The organism is Fibrobacter sp. UWH1, assembly GCF_002210365.1.
GTDB lineage: Bacteria > Fibrobacterota > Fibrobacteria > Fibrobacterales > Fibrobacteraceae > Fibrobacter.
Genome location: NZ_MWQG01000009.1, coordinates 33,075 through 56,434, shown reverse-complemented (window position 1 = coordinate 56,434; position 23,360 = coordinate 33,075). Strand labels below are relative to the sequence as shown.

The 23,360-nt window shown below is 51.9% G+C and carries 19 protein-coding genes and 1 tRNA gene; 13 read left to right on the top strand and 7 right to left on the bottom strand.

Features of this window, described 5'->3' with window-relative positions; translation table 11 throughout:
* Positions 1 to 10: 10 nt before the first annotated feature.
* From B7992_RS06005 to B7992_RS05995, 3 genes are read right to left on the bottom strand one after another with little or no spacing between them, the layout of a single operon-like run.
* A complete protein-coding gene (locus B7992_RS06005) occupies positions 11 to 1,339 on the bottom strand; it encodes a TldD/PmbA family protein (protein ID WP_088665791.1) in 1,329 nt (442 codons plus the stop codon).
* On the bottom strand, positions 1,336 to 1,614 hold the full coding sequence (locus B7992_RS06000) for an XRE family transcriptional regulator (protein ID WP_073286382.1): 279 nt from the start codon (positions 1,612 to 1,614) through the stop codon (positions 1,336 to 1,338). The genes B7992_RS06005 and B7992_RS06000 overlap by 4 nt, the downstream gene beginning before the upstream one ends.
* Before the next feature lie 15 nt (positions 1,615 to 1,629).
* Positions 1,630 to 3,192 (bottom strand): hypothetical protein, encoded by a 1,563-nt coding sequence (locus B7992_RS05995; protein WP_088665816.1) that lies wholly within the window; start codon positions 3,190 to 3,192, stop codon positions 1,630 to 1,632.
* Positions 3,193 to 3,287: 95 nt separating this feature from the next.
* Here B7992_RS05995 and B7992_RS05990 point away from each other — a divergent pair.
* Together B7992_RS05990 and B7992_RS05985 are read left to right on the top strand one after the other, a co-directional pair.
* Positions 3,288 to 3,360: transfer RNA gene (locus B7992_RS05990), tRNA-Arg, on the top strand.
* A 192-nt stretch (positions 3,361 to 3,552) separates the two neighbouring features.
* On the top strand, positions 3,553 to 5,322 hold the full coding sequence (locus B7992_RS05985) for a hypothetical protein (RefSeq protein WP_141100386.1): 1,770 nt from the start codon (positions 3,553 to 3,555) through the stop codon (positions 5,320 to 5,322).
* Between the two features lie 13 nt (positions 5,323 to 5,335).
* Here the strand turns inward: B7992_RS05985 and B7992_RS05980 are convergent, their stop codons facing one another.
* On the bottom strand, positions 5,336 to 6,133 hold the full coding sequence (locus B7992_RS05980; protein ID WP_141100385.1) for a mechanosensitive ion channel family protein: 798 nt from the start codon (positions 6,131 to 6,133) through the stop codon (positions 5,336 to 5,338).
* A gap of 241 nt (positions 6,134 to 6,374) precedes the next feature.
* On the opposite strand from B7992_RS05980, the gene B7992_RS05975 reads away from it, so the two are divergent.
* From B7992_RS05975 to B7992_RS05950, 6 genes are all read left to right on the top strand, one after another.
* A complete protein-coding gene (locus B7992_RS05975) occupies positions 6,375 to 7,676 on the top strand; it encodes an OmpP1/FadL family transporter (protein WP_141100384.1) in 1,302 nt (433 codons plus the stop codon).
* 80 nt (positions 7,677 to 7,756) lie between these two features.
* On the top strand, positions 7,757 to 9,850 hold the full coding sequence (gene metG / locus B7992_RS05970) for a methionine--tRNA ligase (RefSeq protein WP_088665788.1): 2,094 nt from the start codon (positions 7,757 to 7,759) through the stop codon (positions 9,848 to 9,850).
* A 158-nt stretch (positions 9,851 to 10,008) separates the two neighbouring features.
* Entirely contained in the window at positions 10,009 to 11,082 is a 1,074-nt protein-coding gene (locus B7992_RS05965; protein ID WP_088665787.1) for a GGDEF domain-containing protein, read from the top strand.
* Positions 11,082 to 12,107, top strand: a complete 1,026-nt coding sequence (locus B7992_RS05960; RefSeq protein WP_088665786.1) for a GGDEF domain-containing protein — start codon at positions 11,082 to 11,084, stop codon at positions 12,105 to 12,107. Before B7992_RS05965 ends, B7992_RS05960 begins: the two co-directional genes overlap by 1 nt.
* A gap of 121 nt (positions 12,108 to 12,228) precedes the next feature.
* The gene (locus B7992_RS05955; RefSeq protein WP_088665785.1) at positions 12,229 to 13,923 is read left to right on the top strand and encodes an HD domain-containing phosphohydrolase; all 1,695 of its coding nucleotides are present in this window, start codon (positions 12,229 to 12,231) and stop codon (positions 13,921 to 13,923) included.
* Positions 13,924 to 13,938: 15 nt separating this feature from the next.
* The gene (locus B7992_RS05950) at positions 13,939 to 14,424 is read left to right on the top strand and encodes an 8-oxo-dGTP diphosphatase (protein WP_073160479.1); all 486 of its coding nucleotides are present in this window, start codon (positions 13,939 to 13,941) and stop codon (positions 14,422 to 14,424) included.
* A 65-nt stretch (positions 14,425 to 14,489) separates the two neighbouring features.
* On the opposite strand, the gene B7992_RS05945 is transcribed toward B7992_RS05950, so the two are convergent.
* Positions 14,490 to 14,996: an LptE family protein gene (locus B7992_RS05945; protein ID WP_073160477.1), complete on the bottom strand. Its 507-nt coding sequence runs from the start codon at positions 14,994 to 14,996 to the stop codon at positions 14,490 to 14,492.
* A 25-nt stretch (positions 14,997 to 15,021) separates the two neighbouring features.
* Positions 15,022 to 16,482: a carbohydrate binding domain-containing protein gene (locus B7992_RS05940; RefSeq protein ID WP_088665784.1), complete on the bottom strand. Its 1,461-nt coding sequence runs from the start codon at positions 16,480 to 16,482 to the stop codon at positions 15,022 to 15,024.
* Positions 16,483 to 16,625: 143 nt separating this feature from the next.
* On the opposite strand from B7992_RS05940, the gene B7992_RS05935 reads away from it, so the two are divergent.
* From B7992_RS05935 to B7992_RS05915, 5 genes are all read left to right on the top strand, one after another.
* The gene (locus tag B7992_RS05935; protein WP_176421862.1) at positions 16,626 to 17,594 is read left to right on the top strand and encodes a GDSL-type esterase/lipase family protein; all 969 of its coding nucleotides are present in this window, start codon (positions 16,626 to 16,628) and stop codon (positions 17,592 to 17,594) included.
* A 45-nt stretch (positions 17,595 to 17,639) separates the two neighbouring features.
* Positions 17,640 to 18,926 (top strand): serine--tRNA ligase, encoded by a 1,287-nt coding sequence (gene serS / locus B7992_RS05930; protein ID WP_088665782.1) that lies wholly within the window; start codon positions 17,640 to 17,642, stop codon positions 18,924 to 18,926.
* Between the two features lie 196 nt (positions 18,927 to 19,122).
* Positions 19,123 to 20,397, top strand: a complete 1,275-nt coding sequence (locus B7992_RS16925; protein ID WP_073286430.1) for a hypothetical protein — start codon at positions 19,123 to 19,125, stop codon at positions 20,395 to 20,397.
* A gap of 12 nt (positions 20,398 to 20,409) precedes the next feature.
* Positions 20,410 to 20,838, top strand: a complete 429-nt coding sequence (locus B7992_RS05920; protein WP_088665781.1) for a hypothetical protein — start codon at positions 20,410 to 20,412, stop codon at positions 20,836 to 20,838.
* 102 nt (positions 20,839 to 20,940) lie between these two features.
* Entirely contained in the window at positions 20,941 to 22,185 is a 1,245-nt protein-coding gene (locus B7992_RS05915) for a nucleoside recognition domain-containing protein (RefSeq protein ID WP_073160463.1), read from the top strand.
* A gap of 161 nt (positions 22,186 to 22,346) precedes the next feature.
* On the opposite strand, the gene B7992_RS05910 is transcribed toward B7992_RS05915, so the two are convergent.
* Positions 22,347 to 23,336 carry a calcium/sodium antiporter gene (locus B7992_RS05910; protein WP_088665780.1) on the bottom strand — a complete coding sequence of 330 codons (990 nt, stop codon included), beginning with the start codon at positions 23,334 to 23,336 and terminating at the stop codon, positions 22,347 to 22,349.
* Positions 23,337 to 23,360: the final 24 nt, after the last annotated feature.

The window sequence follows — 23,360 nt, the reverse complement described above, 5'->3', positions numbered from 1 at the left end:
GCTCGTTTTTTTAAACGCTAACGCTGAGTTCGCTTACGGCTAATGCCGGCACCATGTAGGTTCCGAAGGGGTCCCGGTATTCGCTACCCACATCCACCACGTTCTTCATGATGTCGAAGAAGTTGCCGCTGAGGGTCACGCCATCTACTGGATGCTGGATGACGCCATTTTCGCACCAGAAACCGTGAGCGCCCATAGACAGTTCACCGCTAATGGCGTTACAGCCGGAGCCACCTTCCAGGCGAACAACCAGCAGACACTTGGGGAACAGCTTCAGCAAACCGGCCGTAGTCAGTTCACCTGCGGGAACCAGCAAGTTGTTAAAGGAAGTCCCCATCTTGCTGCCGAAATCGCGGGCGCCGTTGCCGGTGGTCTCGCGGCCAGCCTTGGCCGCCGTCTCAAGATTGTAGAGGGCTTCGTTGAACACGCCGTTCTTTACCACTTCCACACGCTTGGCCACACAGCCTTCGGAGTCGCAGCGGTACTTGTGCTGGAACAATTCGCCCTGAGGGTCGTTAACGATGGAGAACTTTTCGCCAGCCACCATCTGACCTTCCATGCCGGCCAGGCGGGACTGTCCCTTCTGCATGGCTTCGGCTTCGAAAGCGGAGCAATACATTCCCACAATGCGGGCAGAAACTCTTTCCGAGAACACCACGGGAATCTTGCCGCCCTCGATTTTCTTGGCACCAAAAAGTTCCGTGGCATAGTCAGCAGTCTTCGTCGCGATTTCATCGATACTGAACTGCTTCCAGTCGCGACCGGACTTCACAAAGTTTCCAAGCTTCTTGATACCATCACGGACTGCAACTGCGCCAGCCCCTGCGGATGCAGAATTGGACTTGCCCTTATAAAACACGCCTTCACTATTTGCAATTACCGAGGAACCCGAAGTCATATCCGCACCCAGGTACGGAATATTTTCAATTTCCTTGGACTTCGCGAAGGTCTCTTTTTCCAGATCGATGCAGAAATCCTTCATCTGCTGCAAGTTCAGGGATTCCAGGGCCGGGTTGTAGTTGGGATATTCATCCGGCATTTCCACAGGCTTGGGCAGTTGGATATCGATGGACTCCGTCCACTGAGTATGACAGAGAGCATCCTTCAAAGTCTGCGCCACCGCTTCCTTGGTCAGACGTTCCGTATAGGCATAACCCGGATGGCCATCCTTGATTACGCGGACACCGAGACCGACGGAGTCAGAAATTTCTGTATTCTGTACCTGTCCCTGAAAAACGGACAGACCTTCGGAATGGGAAGTAGAAGCAATTACATCAAACTGCTGAGCCTCTTTCTTGGCCAAGTCACACATGTAGGATACAGCATCAGTAATATTCATTTGTTCGGCTCCAAGTTCGAGGCTCCAGACGTAGCATTGGCAAAAGCACAACGGGACTTACGTTCCAGCATTTTCCAGTAGGCGGCGGGGCTGCCGGTTACAGATTCCAGTGCAGAAGCCAGGTCCGCAGTAATGGGCTGGGTTCCAGCAATCAGGGCTTCCAACATTTCCATAGACACGCCGATGCGACGGGCGAATTCAGCCTTGTCCATCTTAAGCCATTCGATGCCTTCCAAAATTGCCTGTCCCGGAGTGGGAGTTCCACGTCTTGCCATACACAACTTCCTTGATTAAAAGTCTACCGTCTTCCAGCCTTCTGCGCCAAAGCGCAGATCGCGTTCCACAAATTCCCAGATCAAGAGCTTCTTGCCCTTCAGCACACCAGCTCGACGAGCCAGCTTTTCGCGGACCAAAGTACTTGCACCGCCATCGCTTACAATGCTTGCCACCGGACGCTTCATGTCCTTGGCGAAATGTGCGATCCAGCCGGCGTTCACCGGGGAATCCGTCTGGTAAATTCGGCTGAAACTGTCCCCGAGAATCAGGATCTTCGCATTGCGGAAATCATCCTTGAATGGGACAACCACATGGCCCATCACCTTCTGGGACTTAAACACTTTGAACTTGTTCAGGCCGCTCATTTCTCCGATGTCACCCATACGGTCTGCGGCACTATCCTGAACATCATACTCTATAGATTCCGGTCCCACATCAACCAGACTATCTTCCACCATCTTCTGAACCTTGGTGTAGATTTCCCAGGCAGCCAGTTCCGCGCCTCGAGGAGTCCAGTGGGTATCGTCATTCAAGTACAGGGCACCCAGTTCACCATCGTTGGCCTTGGCCGCCCACAAGGGAGTGTAAAGGTCTACCGTATTGAAGCCCAGGGCAGTAAGGCTATCCAGAACGGTCTTGCCATGACCTCTATAGTCGCCGCCACCCATCACAGGCTTAATATCATTATCTCCGGTCAGTCGTTCCGGGTAGATGCTGGGTTTACCAGGAACCACCACCACCAGAAGTTCCACACCCTTGGCCTTCAGTTGGTCCCTAAATTTTTGGATTGCCTTAATGGGATCGTCTAACTTGGCTGCGCGTTCATCAAACGGAGACGGCTGAACCAGAAATTCCACATCCTGGCGGTAATAAAGCCACGGGTCAGAAGAAAGATCTGCTGGATTATTCCCCAGGACCACCTTCTCGCCCGGCTCACTGAACAGTTTCCACACCGTCAGCTGGTACTTGGGACGAATGGCCAGAACCAAGGCATTTTCATTTTCCACAGTTTTTTCGAAAGCCCTGAGATAGCTTCCCTTCCAGACACCATAACGTCTAATACCATCCAAGGCGCGCAATACAGAAAAATCACTAAAGCGTTCCGTAATCACGCGCAAACAGGAATCCAGTTCCGGGAAATGTTCCGGTTCATCTTCCAGAACATACAACAGAGTGTCAGCACGGCGGAGCAATTTGTAGTCATCGTCAGCCGTGTCCAGCTGCGCATAAGTATTTACCGCAAAAGTCGCAGATTCAAGATCCGAAAGGGCATTTACCACAGGTTCCAGATTCTGGGACAGTTCCCCCTCATTGGAGCCGGCAGCAACGTTCTCACGGGCGTCATGCCAGGCAGCCTTCAACTTGCGGGCGTTATCCACCATGGATGCCTCACGCTTGAAAGGCCCGTAAAAAGTATCCTTGAAAATGTCAAAGGACAAGAGCCGCGGACCGCCAGAAACAGAAGAATCAGCCTCTTCATCGGAGGTACCACAAAAATCAACCACCGTCTGCACAGTAAAGGGCAGCAGGAGCAATACGCCAAAAATCGCGATAAGAACAACAAAGGATTTCTTCACGTTCAAAAAGATAGTATTTTCTCCCGCCCACAAAAAAATTATACTATATTTGGTTGCGCTTATGGCAGTAGGCCTAAGGCCCCGCCGTAGTTGTTGCCTGGATAGTTCAGTTGGATAGAACGGGTCCCTCCTAAGGATCAGACTCGCGTTCGAATCGCGATCCGGGTATTTTCAAAGGTTTCTGGTTCACTCCAGAAGCCTTTTTCTTTTTCCCCAAAAAAATCCTGCGCCCATCCAGAAGTTCTATTTCTTTGTTGTAAACAAAAACAACGTATAGTTTAGTACAAGTTAAGAAACAACTGTATAATTTATTAGTTTTTACACATCTTTTTGTGTAGGGTAACAAACAAAGGAACAAAGATGAAAAAACTTACAACAATGGTAGTCGTAGGTTCGTTGGCCCTGTGCGCCTCCGCCTCCGAAAATACTGTCCGGCTAAAAAGGGACGTCCTTGGACGAGCCCTGGGTTCAAACCAGAAACAGCCCGTCCTTCTGAAAAAGGCGAAGGTCCAGGAAGCTACGCCACTGGCCACCAGATACAGCGGCCTGTACAACAGCATGGCAGACCTTTACAACCCCAATGAACAGGAGCCCAGCCTGGGCAGATATGTCGTCGCCTCCTTCACCAACGACAACAGTACCGGTTACGCGGATCGTTTCGATTTCAACGAACGCTCCAACATTCCCCTTAGCGAATTCAAGACCAGGGTCCAGGACTTCGAAGACCACTACACTTCCGTAGTCGGTGACTATGATACGCCCCAGATCAAGGTCCGTTACAGGGGTATATATCCCTACGAGACCACACCCTACTCCGTCATGTTCGGTGCCGACATGTACGATTACCAGGGCAGCTTCTACAGGGTCAACAACGAAATGTACATGACCAAGAACGGCCTGAACTCCGTCTACGGCATTCGAAACTACGCCCATGACAACGGCTATGTCGGTGTCGCCACCAGGATGTTCTTTATGAGCCAAGGTACGGCATTCCCCGGTTACGTCAACTTTACGCAAAAGACAGGATGTAACCTCAGCATGAGCCGCGGCTACAACAGGACCGAGGAACTAACCTACAACGTAACTCTGGCCATGGACATCGCGCCCTTTGCCAACGTGTACCTTTTTGACGCCGCATGCGCCAACAGCGTGGACTTCTACACCTATCTTCCCGATAGCCCCAGAAACGAAGACCTTGCCGTCGGCGTCCACGATTATTCCTACTTCGGCTACATCTTCAAGGATAACGAAGCCTACAAGCTGACCTATGACGAAGAAGCCGCCATCCTGGACGACTTCATCTACCATAACAGAACCATCGACTTCGCAACCATGGCCGAAAGGAACAACTTCGCCCTGGCCAACAACGCCATTTCCGTAGCCCCCTACCAATACTACAATGGCGAAATGCTCCCCCACGACGATGTAAACCCGTACTTCAAGAACGGATACAGCTATGTCAAGCCCGAAATCTCCGCCATGACCTACCTGTACCTGAACGGTCATAAGAAGGTGACCCAGATTATGACAGGCCAGTTCGTAGACCACGATGCCGTTACCGCCAACCCCAGCGCCGCCCCCACCCTGGCCGCAGCCATGGTGACCGACCTGATTTCCAAGAATCCGTTCTACAAGTGGCATCCCGAAGTTGTCAAGGCCTTGCTGCTCACATCCGGCCTTAGCGACATCCTCAGGAACCGCTACACCAAGGACAACTATAACGGAGGCGGGTCTGAAGTAGGCATGTTCCGTCCCAATTTCAGCGGTATGATCAAGGGCAACCGTTCCCGCTATTGGATCGGCGACAACAACGACTTCTTCAAAAATGGACCCATCAAGTTCGTCGAGAAGAACCTGGTCAAGGGTAAAAAATACAAGCTCGCCATTTCCTGGCTGAACTCCGGCATTTACCAGATTGCAAACGGTCGAATTCAGCAAGATCTGGACCTGAGTGTTGCTGTCCCCCAGGCAAACGGTTCCAAGAAATATTACCGTTCCATGTCCTACGGCAACACCTTCGAAATGGTGGAATTCGAGACCGTCACAAACGATCCCATCACCATCGAGATTTCCCGATTTGCCAACAACGGCGGCCGAGTCATGCTAGGCTACAACCTCCACGAAATGTAGTCTAGAGTAAAAGTCAATCCTGTTTCAGGTAAACCACTTGCTGGGGGAAGGGGATTTCAATCTTGCCTTCGTCCAGCAATTTCTTTATCTTCTCGAGATATTCCCGTTTAAGGCTCGGGAAATCACTGGCACGAACCCACACGCGTACCGAAACGTTCACGCTGCTGTCGGCCAAATTCTCAACAAAGATCGCGGAGGCAGGATCCTTCAGGAAACGATCTTCTGCGGCGACCATCTTGCGGAAAATATCAAACACCTCGTCCAAGGAAGCGCCGTAGGCGACCCCAACGGACAAATCCAGTCGGCGAACCTTATTGCGGCTGAAATTCACAATGGGAGCACCCCACAGGGAACTGTTCGGGGCAGAGACATACAGGCCATCCGTCGTCTTGAGGGTCGTATTAAACAACCCGATACCACCGATCTTTCCCTTGACATTTCCGCATTCGATGTAATCCCCAGCCTTGAAAGGGTTAAGGAACAAAAGCAAAATACCCGAAGCCACATTTGACAGGGTATCCTTAAGGGCAAGGCCAATGGCAAGGCTCGCGGCACCGATCATGGCCAAAATTCCATTGGTATTCACGCCAAAAATATTCAGCCCTACAAGAAGGCCTATTACATACAGGGAATACCTGAACAGATCTGTTATCAGGGGCACCGCCGCCGGGTCCAGCCCGCGCTTGGTCATACGACCGATCACCTTGTGAAAGGACCAAACAAGAATGATAATGGCCACAATCACCAAGAACAGCGTAACCAGCTGCCCCATCAAAGTATTTTCAGAAATAATATCTCTAATCTTATCCACGAAAGGACAAGTTAGAAAAACAATTAGAGCGAAAAATTTAGCAACTAGATTTTCAAGATACTGATGGGAAATGAACCAAAGCCGGTTAAAAGAACTTTTGGGGCACTTTGTATCGAATTTACACCCTGACGCCAGTTTCTTACTTTTTTCACGGAAACTGTGTTTTGTTTCTTACGTAATATTTATATAAGCATTCTATATTATTAATATCAGCTGTTTCTTCTATCTTTGGCGAGAGTTTTTGACCATCAAAAACGACTTTTCAACCATAGGAAACATCCTTATGAACCGCACCTCCAAGCTATTTGCGGCAGTCCTCGTGGCCATTCCTTGCGCCATTACCCCCAGTTTTGCAGGCGGCCTCACCCATAACACCAACCAGACCGCCCATTTCGTACGTGGTATCGCCCGCGATGCCTCCACCGATGTGGACGCCGTCTACACCAACCCGGCAGGAACCACCGAATTCCAGAAGACCTGGAACATCTCCTTGAACAGCCAGACCGTCTGGCAGAAGCGAATCATCAACACCACCTTCGCCACCGGCGCCGAAAAGGAATATGTAGGCGAAGCCTTCGTGCCCAGCATGCCCAGTTTCCTGGCCGCATGGCACCACAACAACGTGACCGTTTCTGGCGCATTCACCATCGCCGGTGGTGGCGGCACCGTCACTTACGATGACGGACTCCCCATGTTTGACGCATTCACCCTCAGTAATCCCCTTACCAAGGGCATGCTGCTAAGCGACATCGGCGGCAGCGCCGAACTTGAAGGTTCCAGCTACATCTTCGGATGGACCCTGGGTTCCGCCTACCGTTTTAACGACTACATTTCAGGTTACGTAGGCGCCCGCTTCAACTACGCCACCAACAACTACAAGGTCAAGGCAGACCTTTCCAAACTCGGCATGGGCGAAGCCGAAATGGACGTGGACCAGACCGGCTACGGCGTCACCCCGATCCTCAGCATGGACGTACGCTACAAGCGCCTGACTGTCGCCGCCAAGTTCGAATACCGCACCCGCATGGAACTTGAAAACGACACCAAGAAGATGCCCAAGCAGCTGGCCGCCTCCTTCCCCAACTATGCAGACGGCGTAAAGACCGATGCCGACATGCCTAGCTACCTTTCTGTAGGCGCCCAGTTCGAATTCGTGCAGGGCGTTCGCGGCGCACTTGGCTACCACAGGTTCTTTGATGCCGCCGCCAACTACGCAAACGGTGGTGACAAGTACCTGGAAAGCACCAACGAAATGCTGGTGGGCTTCGAATGGGATATCATCTCCCGCTTGACTCTTAGCGCAGGCGCCCAGTTCTCACGCATTGGAGTCAGCGACAAGTACCTGACCGAAATGAACATGAACGTCGATGCCAACAGCTACGGCGGCGGTATCGCCTTCAAGGCCACCGACTGGATGAAGATCAACCTGGGCTACTTCCACAGTTTCTACTACGAATGGAAGGGCGACAAGGAAGCCTACGGCAAGAACAACTACGATCGTGAAAACCAGATGGTGGGTATTGGCGTAGACTTGACTTTCTAATGGGTTAAGCAACTATAAAAAGCTAATTTTATAATAGGACCGAGGCCACGCCCCCGGTCTTTTTTTAAATTTGGGCGCATATGAAGAACTTTTACGTTACTACCCCGATTTACTATGTGAATGATGCCCCCCATATCGGGCACTCCTACACCACCGTCCTTGCAGACATTCTTACTCGTTTCCACAAGATTCTTGGCTACCAGACCTTCTTTTTGACCGGTACCGATGAACACGGCCAGAAGGTGCAGCGTGCTGCCGCCAAGCGCGAAGTGGACCCCCAGGCCCATGTGGATGAATACTACCATCACTTCGAAGATCTCTGGAAGAAGATGGGCATCTGCAACGACTTCTTTATCCGCACCACCTATCCCGAACATAAGGCTTACGTTCAGGAATGCCTCCAGAAGCTCTGGGACAAGGGCGAAATCTATTCCAAGGAATACGAAGGCTGGTATTCCGTTGGCGAAGAACGTTTCTTCGGCGAAGACGAACTGGACGAAAACAAGTGCGACCCCATTAGCCACCGCCCGGTGGAATGGTTGAAGGAAAAGAACTACTTCTTCAAGATGAGCAAGTACCAGCAGCAGCTCATCGACCATTTGAACGCCAATCCCGACTGGATCGTTCCCGACTACCGTCGTAACGAAATCCTGGGCTTCCTCCGTCAGCCGCTGAACGACCTTTGCATCAGCCGCCCGAAGGCTCGCCTTAGCTGGGGCATTCCTCTGCCTTTCGATGGCGACTACGTGACCTACGTGTGGTTCGACGCTTTGCTCAACTACGTGAGCGCCTCCACCGCTTTCCACAAAACTTTTGCTGACGGCACCCCCATCTGGCCCGCCACCTACCACCTGATCGGTAAGGACATCTTGACCACCCACAGCGTTTACTGGCCCACCATGCTCATGGCTCTGGACATTCCTCTGCCCAAGCATATTCTGGCCCACGGCTGGTGGCTGGTGAACGGCGGCGAAAAGATGAGTAAGTCTGCCGGTAACGTCGTAAAGCCCATGGACTACATGGAAAAGTACGGCGACGACGCCTTCCGCTACTACCTGGCCCGCGAAATGGTGGTTGGCCAGGACGCAAACTTCACCCACGATTCCTTTGTCCGTCGCATTAACGCCGACTTGGCAAACGACCTGGGTAACGTTCTGAACCGCGTCCACAAGCTGGTGCTCACCAACTTCGAAGGCAAGCTCCCCGCAGCCGTGGTCATGGATGACGCCGCCAACGACGTAATGAACCTGGCCAAGAAGGTCATCGAAGACATCAAGCAGGACCTGCCCCAGGCTCGCCTGTCCCAGTCCATCGAAAATATCATGAGTCTGGTCCGTAGCATCAACCGCTACTTTGAAATCAAGGCTCCCTGGAAGCTGGCCAAGGACCCGGCCCTCAAGGATGAACTGGCTACCGTTCTTTACGTGGCCGCAGAAGCCGTGCGCCTCAGCCTCTGCATGCTGTGGCCGGTGATCCCCACCAAGGCTGAAGAAGGCCTCAAGATGCTGGGCACCAAGTTCGAAAGCGCTGAAGACCTGGTCTGGGGTCTCATGAAGGGTGGCGAAGCTTTCGGTGAAGGCAAGCCCCTGTTCCCCCGCATCGAAGAAGAAGTGAAGCCCCAGCAGCAGCAACAGCAGCAGAAGCCCAAGCAGAACAAGCCCCTGACCGCAGCCGATGTTCCTGCCGCCATGGACCTCCGCGCCGCAAAGATCGTTGAAGTGGCTGACCATCCGGATGCAACATCCCTCTACGTTCTGAAGGTGGACGCAGGCGAAGGCGAACTCCGCACCGTTTGCTCCGGCCTCAAGGCTAGCTACGAAGCATCCGAACTTAAGGATCGTATGATTCTCTTGTTCGCAAACCTGAAGCCGGCCCCCCTCCGCGGTATCATGAGCGCAGGCATGCTCTTCGCAGGCGACCTGGAAGCAGAATCCCACAAGTGCCGCCTGGTGGCTGTACCCGAAGGCGCAAAGCCCGGTGACCGCGCATTGTTCAAGGGTGTTCAGCCCAGCGAACCTCGCGAACTGAAGCTGAAGGATTTCGACAAGATCGCTCTCTCCGTCAAGAACGGCGAAGTGTTCTGCACCGCAGGCGAAGGCGCCGCCCCCATCGCACTGGAAATCGATGGCAAGGCTGTCACCTGCGACGTCCCCGAAGGCAACGGAGTGCATTAACAAAAACGCAGAAAACCATTCGCGTTTGATAAACATCACATATTAACAGTTAGACAGTTAAAAAGACCCGTCTTTGGCGGGTCTTTTTTTATGCAGGCCCCCAAAAATCTCCATTTTCCGTCATTTTTTATTTACTTTTCTTTACAAGAAGAAAGGAGATGCATATCGTGTCCGACACCAACCAGAAAGGGTTGCAAGAAAACCAGACAATCGCCAACCGAATGAACGTCCTCATGATCGCCCTGACGCTAATCATGATGGTCATTTACTACGCCATCGGCGCCCATATCCTGGTCACCTTTTCCATCTTCATCGCCCTGGGATACGCCTTCAACTTCTTGCTGATCCGGAATCGCAGGATGGTGGAATCCACCTGGAGCACCTACGCCCTACTCACCTTGTACATGGTCGTTTGCACCATATGCCTGGGCTACGATTACGGGTTCCAGCTGTACACCATGTCCACCATCCCCCTGATTTTCCAGCTGAAGTACATTTCCAAGAAATTCAACCAGCGGGACCCCAAGGCCGCCGGATTTTCCATCATCATCCTCCTTTCTAGCCTAATTTCTTCGCTGTACACAGTGAAGGTGGGGCCCATCTACCATATCGGCGGCCTACCGCCCCTGATTTTTTTGGGGATGAACATCTGCATTGTGTGCTACTTCCTGATTTTCTTTTCTAGCAACACCATCAACCAGATTATCGATTTTGAGATAATGCTGGGAAGGCAAGCTAACTTTGACGCCCTGACCGGGCTTGCCAACCGTTACAGGATGCAGGACTACCTGAAGGAAATCTTTGAATCCCAGGAACAGTCCGACGGACAGGCTAACAAATTCACCGACAGTTCCGAGAACATCTGGGTGGCCATGCTGGACATCGACTTCTTCAAGAAAATCAACGACAAGTACGGCCACGCCACCGGCGACCGGGTTCTTGAAAAGTTGGCGGAAACATTGCGCAAGGTTTGCCAGGACTGCGAAGTCAGCCGCTGGGGCGGCGAGGAATTCTTGATTTGCGGCAAGGGAGATCCGCAGACCCTTCTAGAAAATCTGGTAAAAAAAGTCGAGAGCGTTTCTGTACAGAGCCCTCACGGTAACATCCATTTTACCATCTCGGTCGGCGTTACCCATAAGACACCCAACGACACCTTGGATACCTGGGTTACCAGGGCCGACAAGCTCTTGTACAAGGCCAAGGAAAACGGCAAGAACCAGGTGGTCGTCTAATGCTTTCCAATCTAAACGATCTTAAGAAGGCAGCCTTTGTCGTGAACACCGTGCTTACGGTGCTGGTCATCGTGATGATGGCCTTTTACTACTTCATGGGCGCCACGTTCCTCGCCTACTATTCCATCCCGGTAGCCTGCTTCTACTTTTTCCATTATTACTGGATCCGCAAAAAACAGTTTACCAAGGTCACATGGACCACCTACACCATGCTTACCTTGTACATGTTCATTTGTACCATATGTCTCGGCTATGATTACGGATTCCAGCTGTACGCCATGTCCACCATCCCCCTGATTTACCACATCCGGTACATGGCCAAGAAGTTTAAGCAGCCCGATCCGAAGCCCAATCTCTTTTCGGTTTTCATCGTCATTTCCTGCATGGTTTCCTCCCTCTATTCCGTTTATGCAGGGCCAATCTACCAGATCGGCGGGGCAGTCAAGCTGGCGTTTCTGTGCATGAATCTGGGAGCGGTGTGTTTCTTTTTGGTCAGCTTCTCACAGGTAACGTCTAAACTGATTATCAAGACCGAAGAAAAGCTGATCAAGCAGGCTGATTTTGACGCCCTGACCGGGCTTGCCAACAGATACTACATGATGTCAAGACTGGATCCGATTTTAGCCGATAAGAATGCGGCATCCAATCAGTGGCTGGCCATGATCGATGTAGACAACTTCAAGAAAATCAACGACACCTACGGTCACGACATTGGCGACCAGGTTCTGATGATTCTCGCCAACCAGATGAAAAAGATTTGCAAGGATTGCGTTATCAGCCGCTGGGGTGGCGAGGAATTTTTGGTCAGCGGCAATAATTCCAAGGTATCTCCACAAATCATGCAGACCTTGCTTGAAGAAATCAGGAAGCGAGAAGTCCATTCCGACACGGAAAATTTCCACTTTTCCATTTCTGTGGGTGTTTCGATGCACATAGCCAACGAGTCATTGGGACCGTGGATTAGAAGGACTGACCGGTTGCTCTATCAAGCCAAGAAAAACGGCAAGAACCAAGTGGTTTGCTAGTCAATCGTTTGTGCGGCCAAGTGTTGTAAACTTCTCAACACATAATATTAGCAACATATTTCTGTAAGCAGGCGGACTTTCGTTTTTGAATTTTTACATTTGATTTCAGGAAGTTTTGTGTATGATTATTGGGTATTTAATAACAATGTGCGTTCTGGCAGCCATCAACAACGTGCTGCATTTCCGTAACTACGGAAGAAACACGCATCTTTATTCGCTGTTATTCTTCGCTCTATTCATCTGCTGCGCGGGACTTTTGCTCCTGGCTTTGTCTCAGACGGCCGACGGCGCCATTATGGCCGTCAAGATGAGCTATGCAGGTTCTGCATTCCTCCCCTTCTTCTTGTTCTGCGCCATCTTGCAGGTGTGCCATGTCCGTTTCCAGCAGGCTTATCAGCTGGTACTGTTCCTGCTCAGCTTTGCCATCTTCGGCATGGTCTGCACCATCGGCTACAGCGACCTCTATTATAAGGATTTTGCCTATGCAGTCGCCAGCGGTGTGGGTAACTATGTAGTACAGAACTACGGCTGGGGTCATGACCTGTTCAACGTCATGCTCCTTGTCTACCTGGTCGCAAACGTAAGCATTATCGTCCACACCTTCTTCAAGAAGAAGAACGTCTCTTACAAGAGCCTGTTCGCCCTGGCCCTGATCGAAACTTCCACTATCGCTTCTTTCCTGTTGGCCCGCTTCATGGAAAACGATATGCTGATCATGCCGGCGGTCTATGTATTCGACCAGTTCCTGTTACTGTATATCTGCGAACGTGTCAAACACTATGACATCAGCGAAAGCGTACTCCGCTCCCTGGAAGCAGGAAACGCCAACGGCTACGCTTCCATTTCTACCAGCGAAAAATTCCTGGGCGGAAACGAGATCGCCTACAACCATTTCCCCGAATTGCTGGAATGCCGTGTAGACCATACCTTGCCTAACAAACCCGGTGTCGTGCAGTTCTTTAAGGAATGGGCAAACGAAATTCGCCAGGGTAACGTCATCCACGAAAAGGAATTCGAGACCGGCGACCGGCACTTCAAGTGCACCGTCAAGAAGTCCGGCAATTCCGACAGGGATTACGCAACTTTATTCAAAATCGAAGAAGATACGGAATACCACCGCTACGTGCAGATGCTGGGTAGCGACAACAACCGTCTGCAGCAGTTGGCCAAGAGCAACGCCTCCCAGATTCACGCCATCCAGGAACAGATGATCGTGAACATGGCCAGCATGGTCGAAAGCCGCGACTCCAATACCGGCGGCCATATCAAGCGTACCAGCAAGGTTGTGGCCATCCTGACCGAAGAGATGCAGCGAGACCCCAGTTTCAACTTGCCCAAGAAATTCTATGAGGCTCTGATCGTTGCCGCCCCTATGCATGACATCGGTAAGATCGCCATCGACGACATGATCTTGCGCAAGCCGGGCAAGTTCACCGACGAAGAATACAACATCATGAAGTCCCATGCCGCCAAGGGCGCCGTCATCGTAGAGAACCTGCTTTCTTCTATCGAAGACCCGTACCTGGTGCAGATTGCCCGTAACGTAGCCCACTACCACCATGAACGTTTCGACGGAAGTGGCTACCCCCATGGACTGGCCGGGGAACTGATTCCCTTCGAAGCCCGCATCATGGCCGTGGCCGACGTTTACGACGCCCTGGTCAGTCGCCGTTGCTACAAGGAACGCATGTCTTTCTCCAATGCAAACGAGATTATCATGGGTTCCATGGGTACGCATTTTGACCCCCGCCTCAAGCAAAGCTTCGTGAACTGCCGCGAAAAGCTGGAAGCTTATTACCGCCAGGTGACCCACTAAGCTAAATTTGGGTCCATGATAAACACCACTCTCTGCTATATCGAACAGGACGACAAGTACCTGCTGCTCCACCGCGTCAAGAAAAAGAACGACATCAATAAGGACAAGTGGATCGGCATCGGCGGAAAGTTCGAGGAGTGGGAATCCCCCGAAGACTGCATCAAGCGCGAAGCCCTGGAAGAAACCGGGCTTACCCTGGTGCGCCCCAAGTATCGCGGTATCGTAACCTTCATTAGCGATGGCATGGACCAGACGGAATTCATGCACCTTTTTACCGCCACCCAATGGACTGGCGAAATCAAGGAATGCGACGAAGGTAATCTGGAATGGGTTCCCAAGGCCGACGTGGCGAAACTCCCCCACTGGGACGGCGACCTGATATTCCTGGCCCTGCTGGAACGCGGCGAACCCTTCTTCAGCTTAAAGCTGACCTACAAAGGCAGCACCCTGACCGAAGCCCTCCTAAACGAAGCCCCCGTAAAAGTCGAAGACTTTATTTAAAAATTCGTCGCGGAGCGACTACCACTTTGCCAGGGCAGCCCTCATTTAAAATCGTCGCGGAGCGACTACCACTTTGCCAGGGCGTTGGTGATGATCAGGTCTTGGAGTTTTTCGATGGCTCTTGTCTGACCGTGGCGGTCTTCGGTTTCGTTGGCCTGAACGTCGTAGGTTCCTTCGGCAGACAGAGACTTGTTTTCGTAGATGATTCGTTCCTTGACGTTGTCGTAGAACTTGACCCCGACGCGGATCGTTACGCGGTAAGATTCCACATCGCTGTTGCTGTTATAGTCCATGGGCTTGTTGGTATAAGACAGCAGGGTCACCTCGAAGTCGGCATTGGCCTCGGACTTGATAACGCGAACGCCACCGGCATTCTTCTTGAACATATCTACGACAGCGGTATAGATGTCGTTTGCCAGCACCGGATCCAGAGTCTTATCGTCAACTTCATGGATGTTCACCGTCTTGATATGACTGGGAAGCGTACTCGCAGTAAAGCTATAACACCCCGACAGAACCGTCAGGGTGCATAGCCACAAAAAAGCTAGAGCGACTTTCAGGCAATACTTCATCGCTCTTAAATTTAGTTAAAACAACCTACTTTACAGAGAATATCCTGTTTAGAGCGCCGTTTTTCACAATGTACAAGCCCTTGTTAAGGTTCATGGAATTCAGTCGAGTCTGAATTTCACCGGGGCGAGAATTGAGCTTACATACAAAAGCCCCTTTCAAGTTGTACACGCGGAACGAGGTTTCGCTAGACAGCATAAGACGGTTCTTGGCCAAGCCCACCTCGTCAGAAGTAACTTCGGTCAGCTTGACATTATCGATGAACACAGATCCTGTGGCAAGACCAGCATTAATGGAAATACGGCCATTTTCATCGGTAGGTTCGTTCATGGTGAACATGATTTCATAAGTCTTGGATGTTGTGCCAAGGTCGAAGGTGGCGGCTTCGCCCAGGTAGCTGGTCCACGGGTCCGTATCCTTTTCCAGGTTCACTTCGAGAGTCCTTGCAACGGAAGCATAGGCATCAAAGGTCAGCTTGTAGCTCTTGCCCTTTTCGTAATGCATGCCGTTCTGAATCACCTGTACGTCGTAGGCGTTGGTACCCACCTTGGTCACATTGATTTCGCCCTTGCCTTCGTTAAACTTGAAAGTACCGTCACCGCTATGAACGGTCAGAGACCAACCAGCCAACTTCAGGGAATCAGAGAAAGTACCGTTGAAAACGGTATCCCTATTGGTGGGAACCACGATCGGTTCAGCCACGCCATCCAGGGAGTATTGCTTCACGAAATTCCAGATGTCGGAAACATCGGCCTTGGACGGGCTATGACCACGGCCCTGAAGTTTCAGGTGCTTGATATAGACGCCATCATCGCAAGGGCCCCAGCTGTAAAGGGTTGCCCGGTTTTCGCTATTGGGATAGTTTTCCGTGACTTCGGCCTGAGCCGGGCAGTTAAACTGGTCACGATAATTCTTCAGGAAACTTTCCAGCGAGCTATACTGCAACACATCGTCATTGGTTCCGTGAGGGTGGAAAATGGGAACCGGGCGCATGGCCTTGGACGCACCATACACATTGGGGCCGGAACAGGGAGCGAAAGCGGCGATCTTGTCGGCAATCTTGCTCATGGCGTGGTAAGTAAACATACCTCCCATAGAGAAACCGGAAAGGTAGACGCGCTTGGTATCGATATCGTAATCCTTGACCATCTGGTTAATAATTTCGGTCACCCACTTGGTATCCTTATCGCCCTGGATATCCCAGGTAGACATTCCCGTACCGCCTCTAGGGTACACCACCACGAAACCAGCCGTATCGGCCACAGTTTCCCAGTGGGTCATATCCTGCTGGTAATTGGGATCCTGGTCCATGCCGTGCAGCGAAAGAAGCAGCGGGCTCTTCGGCGCCAGATTCGACGGGGCGTACACATGGATGTCGCGCCCGGAAACAGACACCTTCTTATAATCGTTGATGGACTTTCCACCGCCACCACCCCACTGGGCGAAAGAAACGGTTGCGGCAATCATTAGCAGGGGAAGAATTCTCATTTTTTGCACTCCTTTTAAATTCCCATTCCAATTTGGAATATATATGTAGGCATTCAAATTATTACTGCTACCTATAAAAAAATGATGTAAACCTCAACAACACCGCAGCCATTTTTTATTTTCTGTTTCGTATGAGGATTTCTATGGATTTAAGACAACTTACCACCATCGCCGCCATCTCGATTTTCACGGCATCTGGAGCCTTCGCCACAAAGGTGGCCTGCGTCGGCAACAGCATCACATTCGGATACGGCTTAAACTGGGACGAAAAAACATATCCGCAAAACCTGCAGATTATGCTAGGCGATGACTTCGAAGTGGGAAACTTCGGGCATTCCGGTATGATGTTCCATAAAAAATCTAACGAATCCTACTGGACGTCCCCCAAATTCAAGGAAGCCTACGAATTCCAGCCCGACATCGTGGTCATTGAACTGGGAACCAACGACAGCAAGTATTTCCACGACGGTGCAGGAAGTTCCACGGGGTACAACTACTACGCCTACGATTCCAAGGGCTATTCCCGGGCAGACCTCCTGGACGAAATGAAGAAGGACTACGAGGCCCTTATCGACACCTTCGCCCACCAGCCCCAGGCCCCCACCATTTACGCCACCCTGCAGCCCTACGCCAACAACTGGGACTGGTTCATTACAGACACCGTTATCGTGAACGTCATCAACCCCCTGATCAAGGAAGTGGCCACCAACAAGGGCGTACAACTCATCGACCTCCACGAATCCTTCAATAAGCCGGAATGGCTGCTGAATGACAACGTCCACCCCAATGCCAATGGGGCATACGAACTGGCAGCCATTATTGCGAAATCAATCAGACCGGCCAGCGGCAACGAAACACCCGCCAACAGTTCCAATTCGGCAGACATTTCCAGCAGTTCCTCTGCAAATAACGTATCGGACAACGAAGAAACAGGAATTTTGCACGAGACCACGGCCTTAAAAACCTACACCGGAGACGTCTCTATTTTTGATTTGAATGGGAATTACATCAAAAAGGTATACGCAAACGGTTCTTTAGACATAAAGATTGGCCATAAAGGAACGTTTATTGTGAAAGCGGGACGGAATACGCAGAAAATTATCCTAAAATAATTGCTATTATTACATCCGAAAATTTTTATCTAACCGAGGCATAAAATGCTTGACATTAAGAAGATCCGCGAAAATCCGGAATATTATATTGCTGAAACCGAAAAGAAGTATACTACCGTGAGCCTGCGCAATGTTCTCGCCATCGACGAAGAACGCCGCCCCCTCCTCACCGAAGTGGAACGCCTCAAGAGCGAACGTAACGCTCAGTCCAAGCTCATTGGTGAACTGAAGAAGAAGGGCGAAAATGCCGACGCCGCTCAGGCCGCTACCCGCGAACTGGGCAACAAGATCGACGAAATGGACAAGAAGCTGAAGGATCTGGAATACAAGCAGACCGAAATGCTCATGCACGTCCCCAACATCGCTCCCCGCTCCATCGAAGGTAAGGACTCCAGCGACAATAAGGTCGAAAAGGACGGCCCGATTCCTTTCGACTACTACACCAAGAACGATGACTTCGCCCGCGTCGACCACAAGACCCTCGGCGAACGTCTTGGCATTTTCGACTTTGAACGTGGCGCAAAGATTTCCGGTTCCGGCTTCCCGGTCTACCGTGGTCTTGGTTCCCGCCTGGAACGCGCCCTCATCCAGTTCTTCCTGGACGAACACCAGAAGGCCGGCTTCGAAGAATTCACTCCTCCGTACCTGGTTACCCGTAACACCATGCGCGGTACCGGTCAGCTCCCCAAGTTCGAAGAAGACATGTACCGCTGCGACAAGGATGACGATCTGTTCCTCATCCCCACTGCAGAAGTTCCTCTGACCAACCTCTACTCTGGCGAAGTCATTCCGGAATCCGAACTCCCCAAGCGTATTTGCGCCTACTCCGCTTGCTTCCGTCGTGAAGCAGGTTCCTACGGTAAGGACACCCGCGGCCTCCTGCGCCTGCACCAGTTCAACAAGGTTGAAATGGTTTACTTCGCTCATCCGGAACACTCCTACGAAGATCACGAAGAACTGACCCGCTTCGGCGAAATGCTTTTGGAAAAGCTGGGCCTCCCCTACCACCGTCTGGCACTCTGCAAGGGCGACCTGGGTTTCGGCGCTGCAAAGTGCTACGACCTTGAAGTCTACGCCCCTGTAGAAAAGAAGTGGCTTGAAGTTTCTTCCTGCTCCAACTTCGAAGACTACCAGGCCCGCCGCGCAAACATCAAGACCAAGATCAACGGCAAGAACACCTTCATCCACACCTTGAACGGTTCTGGCCTTGCTACTCCGCGCGTCATGGTGGGCATCTGCGACAACTACCAGCAGAAGGACGGCTCCCTGTTGATTCCTGAAGTGCTGCGTCCGTACATGGGCGGCATGGAAAAGATTGAGCCTAAGAAGTAATCACTTCGTTAGACCAATTTACAAAGGCGAAATTCCCTAGGGAGTTCCGCTTTTGTTTTGTAAAAAAACACAAATAAAATCGTTTTTTGTTGATAAATGCTACAAAAAAGCCCGTAATGTTTTTTTTCTTCTCCGTAACCTCGAAAAAAAGCAAATTATATGCTAAATTGTAGCTCAAACTAATTAAGGAGTATATATGAATTTCAAACTCGTTTCCGTTGCTGCAGCTCTTGCAGTTTCCGCAGCCGTCGCTCAGGACTATGACGACGAATATGAAGAAGCAGCCCCCGCCGCTGCCGAAGAACAGGCTGAAGCCGCTCCGGCACCTGCTCCGGCACCCGCAGCTCCCGCTGTAGAAGATTCCTGGGACAAGACTGCAGAAGCAGCTCCCGCACAGGCAGCCGCAGCTCCTGCAACCGGTTTCAACGTTCTGCATGCCAATGCCTATAACGCTGTAGGCAACGAAGCTGCTGCAGCTACCATCAATGGCGATATGTCTATGCCTCACAAGATGGCAGGCCGTACCCTCTTGTACGTTCAGCCGTCTGCAAGAGAAGGCGTTGTCTCTCTCGCTAGCGGTGGCATGACCTACTTGATGCAGTACACCAACAACGGCGGCCCCGCAATGCTCACCGCCGGTATCGCAACTGGTGGCCTCGGTGTTACCGTTGATTTGGCTCTGAGCAAGACCTTCACCTCCCACGAAGTTTCCACTCAGGCAGGCACCGCTGAATCTGACGCCTCTACCACCGGCGCAGGCGACAACATCGGCGTGAACTTCTCTATGAACCTGGGCGCATTGGAATTCGGCGCACACGCATTCTGGGAAACCTTCCAGGATGAAACCGACACCGAAAACGATCAGACTGAAGTCGACCGCGACTATTGGGATATCGGAATTTCTGCCGTCGTTTCTAACGCACCTTCCGCCAAGAGCCTCGCCTGGTCTGCAGGTCTTTCTCTCATCCGCCATGCAAGCACCGAAGAAACCTCTACCGGAAACCAGTCTACCGAAGTCACCAACCCGGAATCCAGATTCACAATCACCCCCAACTTCAACCTTGCATTCCCCGTTGCAAGCGTAGCTAACGCTCAGCTGTTCCTCGGTACCAACACCTACCTCCCCATCGTGATGTACGATGAAATCAAGGATGATGACTCCAAGAACAACCGTTCTGAATTCGGTCTCTACACTACCCCCAACATGCTGGCAGAAATCACCCTGAACGACAACTGGATGTTCTTCGGTGGCGCAAGCTTCACTTGGGTCATCTTCGACCGTCTCGGCGAAGAAAACAAGGCTAACCTCCATACCGAAGACGATTCCACCATTCGTCTTGCAACTTCCACTGCATACGCAAACGCTGGTGCTCGTTTCTCCTTCAAGAACTTCGTCCTCGAAGCTTCTGTTAGCCAGACCAGTTCCCTGGATAACTTCGCAGGAAACCTGGGTGCCTTCATCCACTTCTAATTTGAGGTTGTCATGAAAGTTCTCGTAACAATCGCTGTCGCCACCGCCATGGCCGCCTTCGTTGGCTGCTCCGGTGATGGTGATGTGTCCAAGGCCTCCGGCAACTTCCAGGAAACCATTCCTAGCAGTCCTACCGAAGACGTCCCTGCAGCAGGTGACGAAGATTTTGACGGCGGAAGCAACGCAAATTTCGTCAACTGCAGTGCAAACGGTGAAGACTTCTCCATTTGCGTCGAAGCCTCTGAAGAAATCTACAACCAGTACGGTGCCTTCTGCGAAGCATTCGAAGGAAGCAAGGGTTCTGGTAAGTGCACCAGCAAGGGCAGCAAGTCCTGCCAAATCAAAGGTGCCACTGTATACGTAGGTGGTGAAGCTGCCGAATACTCCTGCGCAGAACTCGAATTGATTGTAAGCGCAGCAATTTCTGGCCTATACGATTAGAAATAAGTATTTTACTTTAAATCGAATCGTTTAAACTTCAAAAATGGGACTGGTGAAAACCGGTTCCATTTTTTTTGTGCAATCTTTTCTAAAATTAGGCCCATGGTTTTAAATGTTATCTGGCTCGTATTCTTTTTTGGTGCATTCGTCGCCTGTATCGTTCAATGGTTGGCCTTCGGCGACACCGGAATTTTCAACAAAGCCATTTTGGGCGCATTCGACATGTCCAAGACAGCCTTCGAAATAGCCATCGGCCTCACCGGCATTCTCAGCCTCTGGCTTGGCATTCTGAAGATTGGTGAAAAGGCTGGTGCCGTGCAGATTCTCGCCAAGATCGTGCAGCCGCTGTTCAGCCGACTGTTCCCCCAGATTCCCAAGGGTCACCCTGTGGTGGGCACCATGCTCATGAACATCAGCGCCAACATGCTGGGCCTTGACAACGCGGCCACCCCCATGGGTCTGAAGGCCATGAAGGAACTGCAGGAAATCAACCCCAACGAAGACAAGTCCGTGGCAAGCGACTCCCAGATCATGTTCCTGGTGCTGAACGCCAGCGGGTTGACCTTGATCCCTGTCAGCATCATGACGTACCGCGCCCAGATGGGAGCGGCCAACCCCAGTGACGTATTCCTCCCCCTGCTGCTCTCTACATTCTTCAGTACCATCGCGGGCATTGTGGCCTTGAGCTTTTTCCAGAAGGTGAAGCTGAAGGACCCTGTAACGGTGGCATGGCTCGGCGGTCTTTCGGCCTGCGTTATCGCCATCATGGTCTACTTCAGCCACCTGACAGCAGAAGCCATTGGCGCCAGCAGCCTGTTCATTAGCGGTTTCGTACTGTTCGGCGTTATCGTGGCCTTTTTGGGTCTGGCCTGCTACAAGAAAGTGCAGGCTTACGAAGCCTTCGTAGAAGGCGCCAAGGACGGCTTCCACACCGCCGTCATGATCATTCCCAACCTGGTAGCTATCCTTGTAGGCGTTGCGGTGTTCCGTGCCAGCGGCGCCATGGACCTCTTGATGAACGGCATCGCCGCCCTGCTGAACATGATCGGTGTCGGCAGCGATGTGGTTCCGGCCCTGCCCACCGCCATCATGAAACCCCTTAGCGGAAGCGGTGCCCGCGGCATGATGATCGACGCCATGAAGACCTTGGGCCCCGACAGTTTCGCCGGCCGCCTAAGCTGCATGTTCCAGGGAGCCGCCGACACTACCTTCTACATCATCGCAGTCTACTTCGGTTCCGTAGGCGTCAAGAAGACCCGCCATGCCGTGACCTGCGCCCTGATTGCCGATGCCGTGGGCGTTATGGCAGCCATCGCCATCGCCTACATCTTCTTCCCGCCGATGTAGCGGTTCCGTAGGCAGTTCACGTCAGCGTTATAGACGCTCCTATTGCTCCATAAACTTTAAAAGGGTTCCGCAGTTGCGGAGCCCTTTTGCGGAGCCCTTTGTTTAAAAGTATGCTTTTCTATTCTGACTCTCACCCCAAAAAAGGCGAAGCCTATTTCAAATTAAATCGCGCCAGAGGCCTGGGCAATAAGCAATCCAAGGTAACCCACATATATGGCCAGCAAGACACCGCCGGCAATGCGGTTAATGCGGCCATCGCCCTTGCGGCGGAAGCCCAGCACCAGCAACGACAGGGTGAGTACAGCCATCAGGGGAAGGTCGCGGGTCACCATGTCTCGTTCCACGGCTTCCATGGGGTCCAGGGTTGCGGCGATGCCCACCACCATCAGGGTGTTGAACAGGTTGGAGCCGATAATGTTTCCTACGGCCAGGTCGTCTTCGCCTTTGCGGGCGGCGGCAATGGAGCTGGCCAGTTCCGGCAAAGAGGTTCCAATAGCCACGATGGTAAGGCCAATGAGCAAGTCGCTCATGCCAAGGCTGCGGGCGATTTCAACGGCGCCCCACACCAGCATCTTGGAACTGACCACCAAAAGCACCAGGCCAAGAAGCAACCAGAAGATGGACTTGCCCAGACTCTTTGAAGAACCGTTGTCGGTATCATCCGCGGCACTTGCAGAAGCGTCTGCGTTCAAGGTCTTGGAGCCGCGCATCTCGCTTACGATGTTATAGCCCATGACAGCAAAGAACACAGCCAAAAAGGCAATGCCGTTCATGCGGGTCACGCTTCCGTCGGCCACAAGGATAATGGCCAGGGCCATCACACCGATAAGGATCGGCAAGTCCTTCTTGAGAACGGAGCGCTTGACTACCAGCGGGGTTATCAGGGCGGTAACGCCCAGAATCAGAGCGATGTTCGCAATGTTGCTGCCATATGCGTTACCCAAGGCCAGCTCAGGATTCCCCTGCAAGGCAGAAAGGGCAGACACCACCATTTCGGGGGCGCTGGTACCAAAGCCCACCACCACCATACCGATCAGGAGCGTAGACATACCACAGAATTCAGCAACGCCAACGGCGCCATCCACAAACTTGTCGGCGCTCCAGACCAGAACGGCAATGCCAGCCACCAGGGCAAGGATAGGCAAGATCATAAAGCGATCGTTCCTTTTTTACGA